At 66.7% G+C, this 16691-nt stretch carries 17 protein-coding genes; 13 read left to right on the plus strand and 4 right to left on the minus strand.

The window, feature by feature from the left end; all coding sequences use genetic code 11:
• Positions 1-97: 97 nt before the first annotated feature.
• From ACWDXS_RS21355 to ACWDXS_RS21410, 12 genes are all read left to right on the plus strand, one after another.
• Positions 98-286, plus strand: a complete 189-nt coding sequence (locus ACWDXS_RS21355; RefSeq protein WP_056819344.1) for a ferredoxin — start codon at positions 98-100, stop codon at positions 284-286.
• A gap of 43 nt (positions 287-329) precedes the next feature.
• Positions 330-1232 (plus strand): 3-oxoacyl-ACP reductase, encoded by a 903-nt coding sequence (locus ACWDXS_RS21360; protein WP_378990638.1) that lies wholly within the window; start codon positions 330-332, stop codon positions 1230-1232.
• Positions 1233-1557: 325 nt separating this feature from the next.
• The gene (locus ACWDXS_RS21365; protein ID WP_358180900.1) at positions 1558-2322 is read left to right on the plus strand and encodes an MlaE family ABC transporter permease; all 765 of its coding nucleotides are present in this window, start codon (positions 1558-1560) and stop codon (positions 2320-2322) included.
• A 5-nt stretch (positions 2323-2327) separates the two neighbouring features.
• Positions 2328-3179, plus strand: a complete 852-nt coding sequence (locus ACWDXS_RS21370; protein WP_056819342.1) for an MlaE family ABC transporter permease — start codon at positions 2328-2330, stop codon at positions 3177-3179.
• Positions 3180-3183: 4 nt separating this feature from the next.
• On the plus strand, positions 3184-4389 hold the full coding sequence (locus ACWDXS_RS21375; protein ID WP_378990637.1) for an MCE family protein: 1206 nt from the start codon (positions 3184-3186) through the stop codon (positions 4387-4389).
• Positions 4386-5414 carry an MCE family protein gene (locus ACWDXS_RS21380; RefSeq protein WP_378990635.1) on the plus strand — a complete coding sequence of 343 codons (1029 nt, stop codon included), beginning with the start codon at positions 4386-4388 and terminating at the stop codon, positions 5412-5414. The genes ACWDXS_RS21375 and ACWDXS_RS21380 overlap by 4 nt, the downstream gene beginning before the upstream one ends.
• Positions 5407-6474, plus strand: a complete 1068-nt coding sequence (locus ACWDXS_RS21385) for an MCE family protein (protein ID WP_378631693.1) — start codon at positions 5407-5409, stop codon at positions 6472-6474. Before ACWDXS_RS21380 ends, ACWDXS_RS21385 begins: the two co-directional genes overlap by 8 nt.
• Positions 6471-7739, plus strand: a complete 1269-nt coding sequence (locus ACWDXS_RS21390) for an MCE family protein (protein ID WP_449968030.1) — start codon at positions 6471-6473, stop codon at positions 7737-7739. Before ACWDXS_RS21385 ends, ACWDXS_RS21390 begins: the two co-directional genes overlap by 4 nt.
• Positions 7736-8962, plus strand: a complete 1227-nt coding sequence (locus ACWDXS_RS21395) for an MCE family protein (RefSeq protein ID WP_378990632.1) — start codon at positions 7736-7738, stop codon at positions 8960-8962. The genes ACWDXS_RS21390 and ACWDXS_RS21395 overlap by 4 nt, the downstream gene beginning before the upstream one ends.
• The gene (locus ACWDXS_RS21400) at positions 8959-10362 is read left to right on the plus strand and encodes an MCE family protein (RefSeq protein WP_387446285.1); all 1404 of its coding nucleotides are present in this window, start codon (positions 8959-8961) and stop codon (positions 10360-10362) included. Before ACWDXS_RS21395 ends, ACWDXS_RS21400 begins: the two co-directional genes overlap by 4 nt.
• Positions 10359-11099 carry a hypothetical protein gene (locus ACWDXS_RS21405; RefSeq protein WP_449968034.1) on the plus strand — a complete coding sequence of 247 codons (741 nt, stop codon included), beginning with the start codon at positions 10359-10361 and terminating at the stop codon, positions 11097-11099. The genes ACWDXS_RS21400 and ACWDXS_RS21405 overlap by 4 nt, the downstream gene beginning before the upstream one ends.
• Entirely contained in the window at positions 11096-11581 is a 486-nt protein-coding gene (locus tag ACWDXS_RS21410; protein WP_378631700.1) for a h domain protein, read from the plus strand. The genes ACWDXS_RS21405 and ACWDXS_RS21410 overlap by 4 nt, the downstream gene beginning before the upstream one ends.
• Before the next feature lie 32 nt (positions 11582-11613).
• Here the strand turns inward: ACWDXS_RS21410 and ACWDXS_RS21415 are convergent, their stop codons facing one another.
• The 4 genes from ACWDXS_RS21415 to ACWDXS_RS21430 form a co-directional block, all read right to left on the minus strand.
• Positions 11614-13032, minus strand: a complete 1419-nt coding sequence (locus ACWDXS_RS21415; RefSeq protein WP_449968335.1) for a sensor histidine kinase — start codon at positions 13030-13032, stop codon at positions 11614-11616.
• Positions 13033-13064: 32 nt separating this feature from the next.
• A complete protein-coding gene (locus ACWDXS_RS21420; protein WP_378990627.1) occupies positions 13065-13778 on the minus strand; it encodes a response regulator transcription factor in 714 nt (237 codons plus the stop codon).
• A 65-nt stretch (positions 13779-13843) separates the two neighbouring features.
• Positions 13844-15373 carry an alpha,alpha-trehalose-phosphate synthase (UDP-forming) gene (locus tag ACWDXS_RS21425; protein WP_378990802.1) on the minus strand — a complete coding sequence of 510 codons (1530 nt, stop codon included), beginning with the start codon at positions 15371-15373 and terminating at the stop codon, positions 13844-13846.
• A 44-nt stretch (positions 15374-15417) separates the two neighbouring features.
• Positions 15418-15576 (minus strand): hypothetical protein, encoded by a 159-nt coding sequence (locus tag ACWDXS_RS21430; RefSeq protein WP_165610244.1) that lies wholly within the window; start codon positions 15574-15576, stop codon positions 15418-15420.
• Positions 15577-15750: 174 nt separating this feature from the next.
• Between ACWDXS_RS21430 and ACWDXS_RS21435 the strand changes: the two genes are divergently transcribed.
• On the plus strand, positions 15751-16584 hold the full coding sequence (locus tag ACWDXS_RS21435) for an alpha/beta fold hydrolase (RefSeq protein WP_449968039.1): 834 nt from the start codon (positions 15751-15753) through the stop codon (positions 16582-16584).
• Positions 16585-16691 lie beyond the last annotated feature (107 nt).

Raw genomic sequence — 16691 nt, forward strand, 5'->3', positions numbered from 1 at the left:
ACATGTTCCAGTATTGATGGTGATTCGGTGCCTGTTCCGCTTCGGGGACCAGGCTGTCTGGGTTAGTGTCGCGAAGACCGTGTGGAAGGAAGTTCTCATGAAGATCATCGTCGATTTCGACCGATGTGAAGCGAACGGCGTCTGTGTAGGAATCGCCCCTGACATGTTCGAACTTGATGACGACGACATGTTGACCGTCGCCGAGGGCGATGTCGCGCCCGATCGCCTCGCCGACGCGGAGGAGGCCGTGGCGCAGTGCCCCAAGGCCGCGCTGAGGTTGGCGTGATCCGCTCTTGTCGGATGGTGGAACACGTTCTAGAGTCGGCCGAATGAGTGTGACGCAGATTTCATTGGAGGGCCGGGTCGCCATCGTGACCGGTGCGGGCGCCGGGCTCGGCAGGGCCGAAGCTCTCGCGCTGGCGTCGGCCGGTGCGGCGGTGGTCGTCAATGACCTGACCGAGGACGCGGCGGCCGAGACCATCGCCGCCATCCGCGAGCTCGGTGGCAAGGCGGAATTCGTCGGCGGCTCCATCGCCGAGCGCTCGACGGCCGACGCGCTCGTCTCGACCGCGCAGGAATCGCTGGGCGGGCTCGACATCGTCGTCAACAACGCGGGCATCACCCGCGACCGCATGCTGTTCAACATGTCCGACGAGGACTGGGACGCGGTGATCGCGGTGCACCTACGCGGACACTTCCTGCTCACCCGCAACGCGGCCGCCTACTGGCGCGCGGCATCCAAGGCGGCGGGCGAGCCGGTCTACGGCCGGCTGGTCAACACCTCCTCGGAGGCGGGCCTGCTCGGACCGGAAGGCCAGGCGAACTACGGTGCGGCCAAGGCCGGCATCACCGCCCTCACGCTCACCGCGTCGCGCGTGCTGTCCAGGTACGGCGTGCGCGCCAACGCGATCTGCCCCCGGGCCAGGACCGCGATGACCGAGGCGGTCTTCGCCGACGCGCCCGAAGGCGCGGTCGACCCGCTGGCGCCCGAGCACGTGGCCAAGCTCGTGGCCTACCTCGCCTCGCCCGCGGCCGACGCCGTGAACGGTCAGGTCTTCGTCGTCTACGGACCGATGGTGGCGCTGATGGCGGCGCCGACGGTCGAGCGGCGATTCGATGCCGCGGGTGCCGAATGGTCCGAGGCCGACCTGGCCGCCACCCTCGGTGGCTACTTCGCAGAGCGCCCCGCGGATCACACCTTTTCGGCGCGCGACCTCCGCGATCTGGGCTGAGCAGTCCAGTCCGCGGTTTGCCTGATGTTGGCTGACCGCATACCCCGCCGGATTTGTCTCGCCTGTCGTGTTGATCACCAGTCCAGGTATTGGTAGACATGACCGTCGGGGTGTGTGCCGCCTCACAGGAAGGTCGCCGAATTGAATAAGTATCCGTTTCAGTTTTGACAGCGTTTTACGAGAAAAAGTCCTGCTCTGAGTCTACGAATATGGCAGACATTAGTAGGAACATGTTCTAGTCTTTGGGCAGTCTTCAGATCGGGGTGGCGGTGAAGTACGGGTACGCGGACACATCGGTCCGCCCGTCGAAAGAGGAGGATTCGGTATGAACAACCTCCTTGCTGTCCCGTTGCGGGCGGTCGGCGGATTCTTCGAACTCGGCGCGGAAGTGGCACGCGCCACCGTCCGTAAGCCATTTCAATGGCGCGAATTCATCGACCAGGCCTGGTTCGTGGCTCGCGTCTCGATCGTGCCGACGCTGTTGGTCGCCATCCCGTTCACGGTGCTGGTGGTCTTCACGCTCAACATCCTGCTGCGCGAGATCGGCGCCGCCGACCTCAGCGGCGCGGCCGCCGCGTTCGGCGCCGTCACCCAGGTGGGACCGATCGTCACGGTGCTGATCGTGGCGGGCGCGGGCGCCACCGCGATCTGCGCCGACCTGGGCGCACGCACGATTCGCGAAGAGATCGACGCGATGAAGGTGCTCGGCATCGACCCGGTTAGCCGACTGGTCGTGCCGCGCGTGTTCGCCTCGATGTTCGTGGCACTGATGCTCAACAGCCTGGTGTGCACCATCGGCATCGCCGGCGGCTTCGTGTTCTCGGTCTTCCTCCAGGGCGTGAACCCCGGCGCGTTCGTCAACGGGATTCCGCTGCTGACGAATCTGTCCGAGCTGATCATCTCCGAAATCAAGGCGGGCCTGTTCGGCTTGATCGCCGGAATGGTCGCCTGTTATCTCGGGCTCCAGGTCAAAGGCGGACCCAAGAGCGTCGGTGACGCGGTGAACCAAACAGTGGTATTCGCGTTCATGGCGCTGTTCGTGGTGAATGTCGTTGTCACCGCGATCGGCCTGAAATTCACGGTGCGGTGACCACGATGGCATTCATAGTTCGCAGTAAGTTCCCGCGCACGGTCCGCCGTTTCGACCGAATGTCGAAATCGGTGGATTCCCTGGGCGATCAGGCCATCTTCTACATCAAGGCGCTCGGCTCGGTGCCGCGCGCGCTGGTGCACTACCGCACCGAGACCATCCGCCTCATCGCCGAGATCAGCATGGGCAGCGGCGCTTTGGCCGTGATCGGCGGCACCGTGGTGATCGTCGGCTTCCTGACCCTCATGGCAGGCGGCACCATCGCGGTGCAGGGCTACAGCTCGCTCGGCAATATCGGTGTCGAGGCCCTGACCGGCTTCTTCGCCGCCCTCATCAATGTGCGCATCGCGGCACCGGTGATCTCCGGCATCGGTCTGGCCGCCACGATCGGCGCCGGCGCGACAGCGCAGCTGGGCGCGATGCGTGTGGCCGAGGAGATCGACGCGCTGGAATCCATGGCGATCCGGCCGATTCCGTTCCTGGTCGGCACCAGAGTGCTGGCGGGCATGATCGCGATCGTGCCGCTCTACGCGCTCGCGGTGATCGCCTCGTTCATCGCCAGCCGGTTCGCGACCGTCGTGATCTACGGGCAGTCGGCAGGCGTCTACGACCACTACTTCTCGACCTTCCTCATCCCGAGCGACATCCTGTGGTCGTTCGCGCAGGCGATCGTGATGGCACTGGCCGTGATGCTCATCCACACCTACTACGGTTTCCACGCCGCGGGTGGTCCGGTCGGCGTCGGCATCGCGGTCGGTAACGCGGTGCGGTCGTCGCTGATCGCTGTCGTCACAGTGACGCTGCTGATCTCGCTGGCGATCTACGGCACCTCCGGCAACTTCCACCTCTCGGGATAGCGTGATGGACACTTCACGGATCGTTGCCGCATTGCAGGGCGGGCTCGGGCGCAAGCTCGCCGCGCTCACGATGGTCGGCTTGCTCGTCGGGCTCGCGGCCTTCGCGTTCGCCCTCTTCCAAGGTGCGTTCACCACCACCGCCAAGGTGCTGGTCGACGCTCCCCGCTCGGGCCTCGTGCTCGACCCCGACGCCAAGGTGAAGGTGCGCGGCGTCGAGATCGGCCGGGTCGCCGAGATCAACCTGCGCGACGACGGCGCGCAGATCATGCTCGAGGTCGACCCCGAACAGCTGAAGCTGGTGCCGTCGAACGCGGGCGTCGACATTCGCTCGACCACGGTGTTCGGCGCCAAGTACGTGAACTTCGTTGTCCCCGAACAGCCGTCGTCCAGTCCGCTGAAGCCGGGCAGCACGGTCGCGGCGACGTCGGTGACGGTGGAGTTCAACACGCTGTTCCAGCACCTGTCCGATGTGCTCGCCCAGGTGGAGCCGGAGAAACTCAACGCCACGCTGACCGCGCTCGGCACCGCACTGCAGGGCCGCGGCGACAAGTTCGGCGACCTGCTCGTCCGCTCGGATCGCTACCTGCGCGAAATCAACCCCTATCTGCCCACGCTGCAACAGGATCTGGACAAGACGGCCCAGGTGACCAATATCTACGCCGATGCCTCCGGCGCGCTGCTGCGGACCGTGGACAACGCCACGGTCACCGCGAAGACGCTGTCGGAGATGCAAGCCGAGCTCGACAATGTGCTGGTGAACGTGATCGGGCTGTCGGATACCACCGGTTCGGTGCTGCGGGAGAACGAATCCGACCTCGTCACCGCGCTCGACCTGCTGCGGCCGACGACCAACCTGCTGTTCGAGTACGCGCCCGCGCTGAGCTGCATCATCAACGGCCTCGGCCCGCTGATGCCGTTGGCCGAGGAGGTATTCGGCGGCGTGCTGCCCGGCGTCGGTATGAACGCCTCGCTCATGCCCGGCTCCAAGCCCTACACCTACCCCAAGGACCTGCCCAAGGTGAACGCCACCGGCGGACCGCATTGTGAGGGCGTGGTCACCCGCGCACCGGACAGCCACTCGAACTATGTGGTGACCGATACCAGTCAGGGCACGGTGTACACACCCAGTACCGCGCCGCTCGCGTTGAACGACAGCGCACCAAAGGTTTTCCAGCTCTTGCTGGAAGGACTGCCGGGAGTGACACGGTGAGAAACACGGCGACGACAGTCAAGCTCGCGATCTTCACCGTGGTGATGACGCTGGTGTTCGCCGGCTTGGCGATCGTGCTGAGTCAGGCACGGTTCTCCAGCGAGAACGGGTACAAGGCGGTGTTCACCAACTCCTCGGGCATGCTGCCGGGGTCGAAGGTGCGGATCGCGGGTGTGCCGGTCGGCTCGGTGACCTCGGTGAAGGTCGGCGACGACGATCTCGCCCATGTCGAGTTCGACGTGGACACCAAATACTCGGTGCTCTCCAGCACCCGCCTGGCGATCAAGTACGAGAACCTGGTCGGTGACCGGTACCTGGAGCTGAAGGAAGGTCCGGGCTCGGCCCGCGAGCTGCCCGCCGGCGCCACCATCGGCAAGGAGCAGACCACGCCAGCACTGGATCTGGACCTGCTGCTCGGCGGCTTCAAGCCGCTGCTGCGTGGGCTCGATCCCGGTCAGGTCAACGACCTGACCTCGGCGCTGCTGCAGATCTTCCAGGGCCAGGGCGGCACCCTGGTCTCGCTGCTCAACAGCGGCGGCAGCTTCGCCAAGACCCTCGCCGACCGTGATGCCCTGATCGGCAGCGTGATCGACAACCTGAACACCGTGCTGGCCACCATCGACGATCGCGACGAGCAGTTCGCCACCACGATCGACGAATTGCAGCGCCTGGTCAGCGGATTGGCCGCCGAACGCGACCCGATCGGCGCCGCGCTACCGCGGATCGCCGGTGCGACAAAGGAACTCAACGACCTGCTGACGACCGCCCGCCCCGACCTGCGCAACACGATCGAGCAGACCGGCAGGCTGGCCACCAACCTCGACAACGGCTCCGACCACCTCCAATGGGTGCTCGAGAAGCTGCCGCAGACCTACAAGCAACTCGTCCGCGTCGGCGCCTACGGTTCGTTCCTGCAGCTGTACATCTGCGGCACCAACTTCGTTGTCGACGGCCCGAACGGTCAGCCGATGGAAGTGAAGGCGCCGGGCCTGCAGGCGACCGGAAGGTGTACGCCCAATGAGTGAGAAGAAGTCGTCGGCCGTCACCATCGGCATCGTCGGCATTGTGCTGGTGGTGACGATCTCGCTCGCCACCCTGCAGTACACCAAGCTGCCGTTCATCCGCTCCGGCGCGACCTTCACCGCGTTCTTCGTCGACGCGGGCGGGCTGGTGCCGGGCGACCCGGTGCACGTGGCCGGTGTGCGTTCCGGTGAAGTCGACCAGGTCTCGCTCGACGGTCCCAAGGTGCTGGTGAAGTTCACCCTCGACGAGTCGATCGTGCTGGGCCAGAAGACATCCGCCGCGATCAAGACCAACACGGTCCTCGGTCGCAAGTCCCTGGATGTGGTGCCGACCGGACAGGGCGCGCTGCGTACCTCCGACACCATCCCGCTCGACCGGACCACCTCGCCGTACTCGCTCAACGAGGCACTCAGCGACCTCGGCGCGACCGTCCGCGATCTCGACATGGATCAGGTCGACAAGACCCTGGATGTGCTCTCGGCCGCCTTCGCCGATACACCGGGCCCGTTGCGCAACGCCCTCGACGGCGTTACCGCGCTCTCGCGCAGCATCAATACGCGCGACCAGGCGCTCACCGATCTGCTCGGCCGGGCGCAGAACGTCACCAAGGTGCTGGCCGACCGTAGTTCGCAGCTCAACGCGCTCCTGCTCGACGGCAACAACCTGCTCGGCGAACTCGACAACCGCCGTGCTGCCATCAATCAGCTGATCGTCTACGTCGACTCGGTCGCCAAGCAGCTCTCCGGGCTGGTCGCCGACAACGAGGCGCAGATGAAACCGACACTGGACCGGCTCAATTCGGTGCTCGGCCTGTTGCAGCGCAACAAGGAGAACCTGTCGGAGGCGCTGGAGGGTATCGGCCCCTACGCCTCGGCACTCGGCGAGCAGGTCGGCAACGGTCCGTGGTTCAACGCCTACGTGGTGAACGCGACGAGTACCGAGCTGCGTCCACTGGTGGACGCGCTGGTCTGGCCCGAGCACCTGCCGCAGGACCTGATCGACATCTTCACGCACCCGGCGCCGCCGAGCATCGTGCCGACCGAGGAGGATCCGCCGCGATGAGTGGTATCGCATCGAAAGTCCGTGGCGTGCCGCGTTGGACGCTCGCGGTCGCCGTGGTGGTGATCGTCGCGCTGGTCGCGGTCGGGGTCTACACCACCCTCGGCATCGGCAAGACCAAGATCACCGCCGCCTTCACCTCGACCACCGGCCTGTACGCGGGCGACGAGGTGCGGATGCTCGGAGTCAAGATCGGCAAGATCGACTCGATCGAGCCCGGCGAGGGCCGGGTACAGGTGCGGATGTCGGTCGACCGCGGCATCGACCTGCCCGCCGACGCGCGCGCCGTGCTGATCGCACCTTCGCTGGTGTCGGCCAGGTTCATCCAGCTCGCGCCCGCCTACGACGGTGGCCCGAAGATGGCCGACGGCGCGCAGATCCCGATCGAGCGCACCGCGGTCCCGGTGGAGTGGGACGACATCAAAGCCGAACTCTCCAATCTCGCCACCGCTCTCGGTCCGGTCGGCGACGACCAGCAGGGCTCGTTCGGGCGTTTCGTCGACACTGCCGCGAACAACCTCGACGGCAACGGACAGAAGTTCCGTGACACCCTGCACGAACTGTCGGCGACGCTGAATACCTTGTCCGACGGGCGAACCGACCTGTTCGGCACCATCCGCAACCTGCAGAAGTTCGTCGAGGTGCTCTCGGCGAGCAACGAGCAGATCGTGCAGTTCGGCGGCCGCCTGGCCTCGGTGGCCTCGGTACTCGCGGGTGCGTCGGAGGAGCTGGGTGCGGGGCTGGACAGTCTGGATGTGGCGCTCGCCGATGTGAAGCGCTTCCTCGAAGGCAGTGGCGCCGAGCTCACCGACGGTGTCGAGCGGCTCGCCGATGTCACCCAGACGCTGGTCGACAAGCGGCCGGAGATCGAACGGCTGCTGCATTCCGCGCCGACCGCGCTGGTGAACTTCTACCAGATCTACAAGCCGGCTCAGGGTTCGCTCAGCGGCTCTGTGTCACTGAACAATACGTCCAGCCCGCTGACCTTCCTCTGCGGTTCCATCCGCGCGCTCGAGCACAACGACTCGGACCGGTCGGCGGATCTGTGCGCGGAATTCATCGCTCCGGTGATCAGTTCGCTGGCGATGAACTACGTGCCGATCATGCTCAACCCGGTCGGCGGCACGCAGGCCCTGCCCGGCCAGTTGACGTACAGCCCGCCGAGTTTGGCCGCGGAGGTGCCGGCCGCGCCTGCGTCCCCGGCGACGGCTCCGATCACCGTGCCGAACGGTCTCGCCGGACTCGCGGTTCCAGGAGGACAACGATGACGCCCCAACGCATGCTCGCCGGGTTGGCGGTGGGTGTCGCCGTGACGCTCGGCGCGACCGGCTGTCAGTGGGACGGGCTGAACTCGCTACCCATGCCCGGCTCCGAGGGCTCCGGCCCCGGTTCGTACACGGTGCGGATCCAGATGCCCAATGTCACCACGCTGACCCGGAATTCGCCGGTGCGCGTGGACGACGTCGAGGTCGGCAATGTCACCGGGATCGACGTCGAGGGCTGGCACGCGCTGGTCACGGTATCGCTGAATCCCGAGGTGAAACTGCCCGCCAACGCGATCGCCAAGATCGGGCAGACCAGCCTGCTCGGCAGCAATCACGTCGAACTGTCCGCCCCCACCAATACGCCCGCCGTGGGGCAACTGCGAAACAACGACGTGATCCCACTCGAGCGGGCAGGCGCCTACCCGACCACCGAGCAGGTGCTGTCTTCGCTGTCGGTCGTGCTCAACGGCGGCGGCATCGCCCAGCTCGAGACCATCACCAGGGAGATGAACGCGGCGCTCAACGGTCGCGAGGCCGAGATCGCCGACCTGCTGCCGCAGCTCAACGAGCTGACCACCGGCCTGGACAGGCAGACCGGCAACATCATCGCCGCGATGGAGGGCCTCGACCGGCTGGCGGGCAACTTCGCCGACCAGAAGGACGTGCTGGCCCGCGCGATCGACGATATCCACCCGGCACTGACCGCGCTCGCCGACCGCACGGCCAACATCACCAGGGCGGTCACCGCGCTGGGTGAGCTCAGCGATGTCACCGAACGGATCATCCAGACCAGCGGTGACGATCTGAAGGCCAACCTGGCCAGCCTCGGCCCGGTGCTGGAGACCCTGGCGAACACCGGCACCAACCTCGTCGACGCGATGGGCATCATTCCCTCCTTCCCGTTCCCGATCAAGAACATCGGCAACGCGATCAAGGGTGACTACCTCAACCTCTACATCACCTTCGACCTGACCGGTAAGCGCTTGGACAGCAACTGGCTCACCGGTACTCCGCTCGGCGGCCGCTTCGGTGGGGTCGAGGGCGTGCTCGGTAGTTTCGCGCCTACGACGGCGACCGACGCGGGCGATCCGACGAAGCTCCCGCAGGCACCCGCACCCAGTGCGGCGCCGACGCCGACCCTGCCCGGACTGCCGTCCATTCCCGGCCTGCCCTCCATCCCCGGAATCACCGTGCCGCTGCCCGGCCAGGAAGGGGCGGGACGATGAAACTCACCAGGTTCGTCCACGTTCAGCTCGTGATCTTCGCGGTACTCACCGTGGTCGGTCTCGTCGTGATGGGCGGGACATACATCCAGCTACCCGCGATGTTCGGGATCGGCCGCTACGGGGTGACGGTCCAGCTCGCCGCCACCGGCGGGCTGTATCCCACCGCCAATGTCTCCTACCGCGGCACCAATATCGGCAAGGTCGAGGCGGTGCGGCTCACCACGGCGGGGGTCGAGGCGGACCTGTCGATCGACAGCGATTACAAGGTGCCGTCGGACTCGATCGCCTGGGTGCGCAGTGTTTCGGCGATCGGCGAGCAGTACGTCGACCTGGTGCCGGAGGCGAATTCCACCTCGGGCGACCTGCGCGACGGTTCGGTGATCCCGGTGCAGCGCACCAGGCTGCCTCAGGACGTGGGCTCGCTGCTCGACCAGACCGACAAGCTGCTCTCGACCGTCGCCGATACCCGGCTGCGCCAGGTGATCGACGAGGCGTTCCTGGCGTTCAACGGCGCGGGCCCCGACCTGCAGCGGTTCATCGACTCGGCGGCGCTGCTGGTGCAGCAGGCCGAAACCGATGTGGAACCGACGAAGAAGCTGCTCGATCAGATCGGTCCGCTGCTCGACACCCAGGTCCAGTCCGATGCCAATATTCGTTCCTGGACAACAGATCTCGCGACCCTCACCGATCAGCTCCGCGAGTCCGACCCGACCTTGCGGAACCTGTTGCGCGACAGCCCGTCCGCGATGCAAAAGGTGACCGAGCAGTTCCAGAGTCTGCGTCCGACGCTGCCGCTGCTGGCGGGCAATCTGGTGAGCCTCGGCCAGGTGGGGGTGACCTATCACGCTGGTCTCGAACAACTTCTGGTCGTCTTCCCGCCGTTGATCGCGGCGTTGCGGACGGTCCTGCGCGGACCCACCAAGTACGGCGCGATGGTCGACTTCATGACCGTGGTCCACGACCCGCCCGCCTGCACCACCGGCTTCCTGCCCGCCGACCAGTGGCGTGAGCCGAGTGATTTCAGCCCGATCGACACTCCGGAAGGGCTGTACTGCAAGGTAGCTCAGGATTCTCCGATCGAAGTGCGCGGTATTCGCAACAGTCCGTGCATGGAGTATCCCGGCGTCCGGGCGCCCACTCCCGAACTGTGCCGGACGGGGTACGTGCCGCAGGGCACGAACCCGCCGTTCGGCGCGCCGCAGCCGGTAGCCCCGGCCTCGGCCCCCACCGGCGCGTCCACCGGCGGAGTCACCCCCGCCGCCGCGCGCCCCTATGATCCGTCCACGGGTAGCTATCTTGGCCCGGACGGACGCATGTACCGCCAAGGTGATATCGCCTCCGACGGCTCGGGCACTGTCCCGGCCAGCTGGCAGGCGATGTTGGAGGAGCAGCAGAGATGAGTGAAAGCAACAACGGCCGCCCGCGTCGGCGGGCAGCTAGGTCGGCGGGTCCGCCGGTGGAGGATGTGCAGGTCGTCGACGTGACAGTCGACGCGGGTGCGGTCGAATCGGCCGAGGTGGCCGATGCCGAGGTGGCTACGGCCGAGGAAGCCACCGTAGTCGCGGCTCCCGTCGAGTTGACGAAGGCCGTGGTGGTGGACGAGGAGGCCGATGATGATTCGGCCGAGCTAGACGAAGAAGATGCGAAGCTGACGCGGCTCGGGCAGATCATCGGGCTCGCCGCCGCCGCGGTGCTGGTGTTGGCTCTGGTCGTCGGTGCCACGTTCACTGCGCTCGCGGCACGGTCGGGCAATCAGGACGAGGATCTGCGCGCGCAATACACCCAGACCGCCCGGCAGGCGGTCATCAACCTGACCACCATCCGCGCCGACTCCGCCAAGGAAGACATCGACCGGATTCTGGCGGTGGCCTCGGGCGAGTTCAAGAACGAGTTCGACGGTCGCGTCGACCCGTTCATGGATGTGGTGAAGCAGGCGAAGGTGGTCTCCACCGGCGAGGTCGTCGAGTCGGGGATCGAGTCCGTCGACGAGAACTCGGCCAAGGTGCTGGTGGCCGCGAAGCAGATGGTGAGCAACACCGGGTCGGCCGAACCGCAGTCGCGCCAGTATCGATTCCGGATCACCGTGTCGAAGGGCGATTCCGGGATGACCGTGTCGAAAGTGGAGTTCGTGGGATGAGCAAGCGAATCAAGATCGTCTTCGGCGCCCTCGCGGCGGCTGGTGTGATCGCGGCCGTCATCCTGGGCGTCAGCGGGTATCAGCTGTGGCAGCAGGACAAGACCGAGCAGGCGCGCACCGACGCGATGAGCACCGCGAGCCGGACGGTGAGCGCGATGTTCACCTATGAGCCCGCCACCGTCGACACCGAGTTGCCGAGGGCGGCCGACAATCTCACCGAGTCGTTCCGGGCCGACTACCTGAAGCTGATCGAGCAGGCCATCGCGCCGGGCGCCAAGGAGAAGCAGCTCACCGTCAAGGCCACCACCCAGGCCGAGGGCGTGGTCTCGGCGGATCCGGAACACGCCGTCGTCCTGCTGTACCTGAACCAGCTGACCACCAGCAAGGACTCACCTGAGGGCGCCACCTCGGGCAGCCGGGTGCGGGTCACCCTGGACAAGGCGGACAACCGCTGGCTGGTCGCTCAGGTCACGCCGGTCTGATCGATGCACGCCGCGACCAGCCGGCTCGGTGCTCACGCTGAGCCGGCCTGGTCGCCGCGTGGCAGCCGTACGGCGAAGGTCGCGCCGCCACCCGGAGTGGCCTCGACCTGAACTGTGCCGCCGTGGGCCGCGACGAGTGCCGCCACGATCGACAGGCCGAGTCCGCTGCCGCTCGTCATGGTGGCGTTGCTGTCGCTCGTGCCGCGGCGGGTCCGGGAGATATCCGCACGGTAGAAGCGTTCGAAGACGTGGTTCGCGTCTTCGGTGGTGAGGCCGGGGCCGGTGTCGACGACCTCGAGGCCGACCTCGTCGGTGGCTGGGGTCAGGCGGACGGTGATCGAGGTGCCGTCGGGGGTGTGGGTGCGGGCGTTGTCGAGGAGGTTGGTGAGGACCTGGCGCAGGCGGTGTTCGTCGCCGCGGACTTCCAGGGTGCCGGTACCTTCGGCGATGTCGAGGGTGATCGGGTGGTGTCGGCCCGCGGCGGCTTCGACCGCGCGGGCGCTGTGCACCGCGTCGCCTGCCACGGCCAGCAGGTCCACCGGGCCCAGTTCCACGGGGCGCTGGGCATCGAGGCGGGCGAGCATGAGCAGGTCTTCGACCAGCAGGCCCATGCGCTGTGCCTCGTGTTCGATGCGGTTCATGAACATCGCGGGGTCGGTGGTCGCGCCCTGGCGGTACAGCTCGGCGAAGCCGCGGATCGTGGTGAGCGGGGTGCGCAGTTCGTGACTGGCGTCGGCGACGAAACGGCGCATCTTCGCCTCGGAAACGCGCGCGGCGGTCTCGGAGGCCTCGGTGGCGGCGAAGGCCTGCTGGATCTGGGTCAGCATGCTGTTCAACGACTGTGACAGACGATCGACCTCGGTGACGTTGCCGTGCACCGGGATTCGATGATGCAGTTCGCCCCCCGCGATCGCCGCCGCTGTCGCCTCGACCCGGTGCAGCGGTCGCAGACTGCCGCGCACCACGAAATAGGCCGCGATGGCCAGCGCGATCAGCACGATCGCGCCGACGATCAATTGCAGCACAACGAGATTGCGCACCGTCTCGATGTTCTCGGCCAGCGGCCACGCGACCGTCGCCGTGGCGCGATGACCGTTGACAGTGAGCACCCGCCACTGATCGCCCGAATCGTCCGTCGAGCCGACCGTAATCGGCTGTAGCGCGGGCGGATCGGGTAGGTCGGGCTGGGAATCGGTACCGAAGACGTTGTCGAGGCGCACTTTTCGGGTGCCGTCCGTGCTCTCGGCGGTCACGAAATATCGCCCGGGCGGCTGTCCGGACTCCGAGGAGGGCGGCGGCAGATTCGGCGCGGGCAGCCCCACCCGCCGCTCCCACTCCATCGCCGCGTCCTGCAACTGCTGATCGGTGCGGTTCTGCAGCGAGTTCTCCATCGCCTTGGTCACCACGAAACTCGAAGCGACCAAACCGAATCCGGCCAGCGCGACCAGCATCAACACCAGCGTCACCCGCAGGGGAAGTCTGCTCACCGCGTCGGCTCACGCATCACATAGCCGACACCGCGCAGCGTGTGGATCAGCCGCTGCTCGCCGGTGTCGACCTTCTTGCGCAGGTAGGACACGTAGGTCTCCACCACGCCCACCTCACCGCCGAAGTCGTAGCGCCACACGTGATCCAGGATCCGGGGCTTGCTCAGCACGCTGCCCGCGTTCACCATGAAATAGCGCAACAGCGTGAACTCGGTGGGGGACAAAGCCACCGGCTCGCCCGCCTTCCACACCTCGTGCGTGTCGTCGTCGAGTTCGATATCGGCGAAGCGCAACCGGGTGCTCGCCTTCTCGGGTTCGGCGTGGCCCGCGCGGCGCAGGATCACCCGCAGCCGCGCCACCACCTCCTCCAGGCTGAACGGCTTGGTGACGTAGTCGTCGGCACCGAGGGTGAGCCCGGTGATCTTGTCGTCCACCTCGTCGCGCGCGGTCAGGAACAGCACCGGCGCGTCGATCCCGTCGGCGCGCAGCCGGCGCAGCAGGCCGAAGCCGTCCATGCCGGGCATCATCACGTCGACGATCAGCGCCTGCGGGCGGAACGTGCGCGCCCGATCCAGCGCCTCGGCGCCGTCGGCCGCCGTCGCCACCTCGAACCCCTGGTAGCGCAGGCTCACCGCCAGCAGCTCGACGATCATCGGCTCGTCGTCGACGACGAGTACCCGCGCCTCGGGCACATCAGGCACACCGCTCATGCCCCTATGCTCCACCACCCCGCTGGGAAGTGGCTGGACCGACGCTGTGAGGTCGCTGTGTGCCGCTAGCGTTGGTCGGCGGGGTAGGTCTGCTCGTCGCTCATCAGCGCCGAACCCGCCACATTGCCCTGCGACAGCGCGTCGAGGAACGCGCGCGCCCAGCGTTCGACATCGTGGGTGAGCACCTGGCGACGCAGGGACCGCATCCGGCGGCGCTTGGTGTCGCGATCGTCGTCGAGGGCGCCGATGATCGCGTCCTTCACGCTGTCCAGGTCGTGCGGGTTGCACAGGTAGGACTGACGCAGCTCGGCCGCGGCGCCGGTGAACTCGCTCAGCACCAGGGCGCCGTTGAGGTCGCTGTGGCAGGCCACGTACTCCTTCGCCACCAGGTTCATGCCGTCGCGCAGGGGCGTCACCAGCATGGCGTCGGCGGCGATGAAGAAGGCGATCAACTCGTCGCGGGGGATCGGGCGGTGCAGGTAGTGCACGACCGGGTAGCCGACGCGGGCGAATTCACCGTTGATCCGGCCCACCTGACGTTCGATGTCGCCGCGCATCTTGATGTAGCTCTGCACGCGTTCGCGGCTGGGGGTGGCCAGCTGCACCATCACCGTCTCGGTCGGGTCGACGCGGCCCTCCTCGAGGAGTTCCTGGAGCGCGTTGAGCCGGATGTCGATGCCCTTGGTGTAGTCGAGGCGGTCGACGCCGAGCATGATGTTCTTGGGATTGCCCAGCTCCGCACGGATTTTCGCGGCTCGCTCGCGCACTGAACGACGCCGCGACGACTCGTCGAGTTCGGCCGAATCGATCGAGATGGGGAACGCGCCGACGCGCACCGTGCGGAAACCGACCTGCACGACACCCAGTTTCGAGCGAACCCCGATCGTGCCGCGGGAGGTGGGCTGGCCGGCCAGTCTGCGGGCCAGGTAGAGGAAGTTCTGCGCGCCGCCGGGCAGGTGGAAGCCGATCAGGTCGGCGCCGAGCAGGCCCTCGACGATCTCGGTGCGCCACGGCATCTGCATGAACAGTTCGACCGGCGGGAACGGGATGTGCAGGAAGAAGCCGATGGTCAGATCGGGGCGCAGCATGCGCAGCATCTTGGGAACCAGCTGCAGCTGGTAGTCCTGCACCCACACCGTGGCGCCCTCGGCGGCCACCTTGGCGGTCTCCTCGGCGAAGCGCCGGTTGACCTCGACATAGGCCGCCCACCACGCCCTGTCGTACACCGGGCGCACGATCACGTCGTGGTACAGCGGCCAGAGCGTGCCGTTGGAGAACCCCTCGTAGTAGTCCTCCACCTCCTGCGCCGTGAGCGGCACCGGATACAGCTCGAGCCCGTCTTCGATGATCGGCTCGACCTCGACATCGGGCACACCTGCCCAGCCGACCCAGGCGCCTTTGTTGCTGCGCAGCACCGGTTCCAGCGCGGTCACCAGCCCGCCGGGGCTGCGCTTCCACCTGGTGGTGCCGTCGGGCAGGCGCTCGAGGTCGACCGGGAGCCGGTTGGCGACGACAACGAATCCCGAACCAGCGCCGTTCGGCACGAGGGTTTCACTGTTTTCGGACGGACGGTCGTTGGACGGTTGATCGATCATTTGGTCCACTCACGCATCCTTATGCGTCGCAGGGGTGCGCTGTGTCAGGCGGGGGCGATGCCGAGCATCGACAGCAGCATGCGGCATTCGTCGGCGTCTTCGGCGTGTGCCGCGACGACCTTCTGTGCCTGGCGGGCGGTCTCGTCGGCAAGCGGCTCGAGTTCGTCGTCGGCGATGTCGTTGGCGGTGCTCTTCGCGGCCATAATGGGTTCGTCCTCCCGGTTTCCCTGCGCTCTACCTGCGAGTGATCAATACTATCGGGCGCCGGCGCACGGCCGATGAAGTAGCGACGCGTAACACCCCGCCCCGGTGCCGTGTCGTGGCGGTCCCGTTACCGTGGGGCAGTACACGATCGACCCCGCAGAGAGGTTTCTTTCATGCCACTTGCCACGGTGAACGGCATCGCACTGAACTATCAGGTCAAGGGCGACCGTACCAAGGGCACCGACGTCAAGGGCGGTGGTCCGCTGGTGGTGTTGATCATGGGAACGGGCTCGCCGGGCCGGGTGTGGGAGCTGCATCAGGTTCCCGCGCTGGTCGCGGCCGGTTACCGGGTCTGCGTGTTCGACAACCGTGGGATCGCGCCGTCGTTCGAGGCCCCGGGTGGGATGCGGATCGAGGAGTTGGTCGCCGATACCGCCGCGCTCATCGAGTTCCTCGACGAAGGCCCCGCGCTGGTCGCGGGCACGTCGATGGGTGCGCGGGTGGCGCAGGAGCTGGCGCTTGCCAGGCCCGACCTGGTGCGCAAGGCCGTGTTCATGGCCGGACACGGCAGGCTGGATCAGTTCCAGAAGACGTTGTCGGTGGGTGAGCAGGAGCTCGACGCCTCGGCGGTGAAGCTGCCCGCGAAATTCGAGGCGGCGTTGAGCGCGGTGATGAATCTGTCGCCCGCGACGATGGCCGACACCAACGCCGCGCGCGACTGGCTCGATCTGTTCGAGTTCAGCGTGGGGACGCCCTCGGCCGGTGTCCGGGCCCAGCGAGCGATGGATCACGAATTCGATCGGGTCGCCGCGTATCGTTCGATTACGGTGCCCTGCTTGGCAATTGGGTTCGCCGATGATCGGATGATTCCGCCGTACCTCTCGCGTGAGGTCGCCGAGGCCATTCCCGGCGCCCGCTACCAGGAGGTCCCGGATACCGGTCACTACGGCTACCTGGAGCAACCCGAGGCGATCAACAAGATCTTGCTCGACTTCTTCGCCGCCTGACCGCCGTGACCGGGGCAGCATCGGGTAACTCCCTACCAGTAACGTATGCCTTGCTAGGGTCGACACAACGCTCGTGGCTTCGCGGCCGCGCAGTGATCCTGTACACA

This window comes from Nocardia sp. NPDC003183 (genome assembly GCF_053590715.1).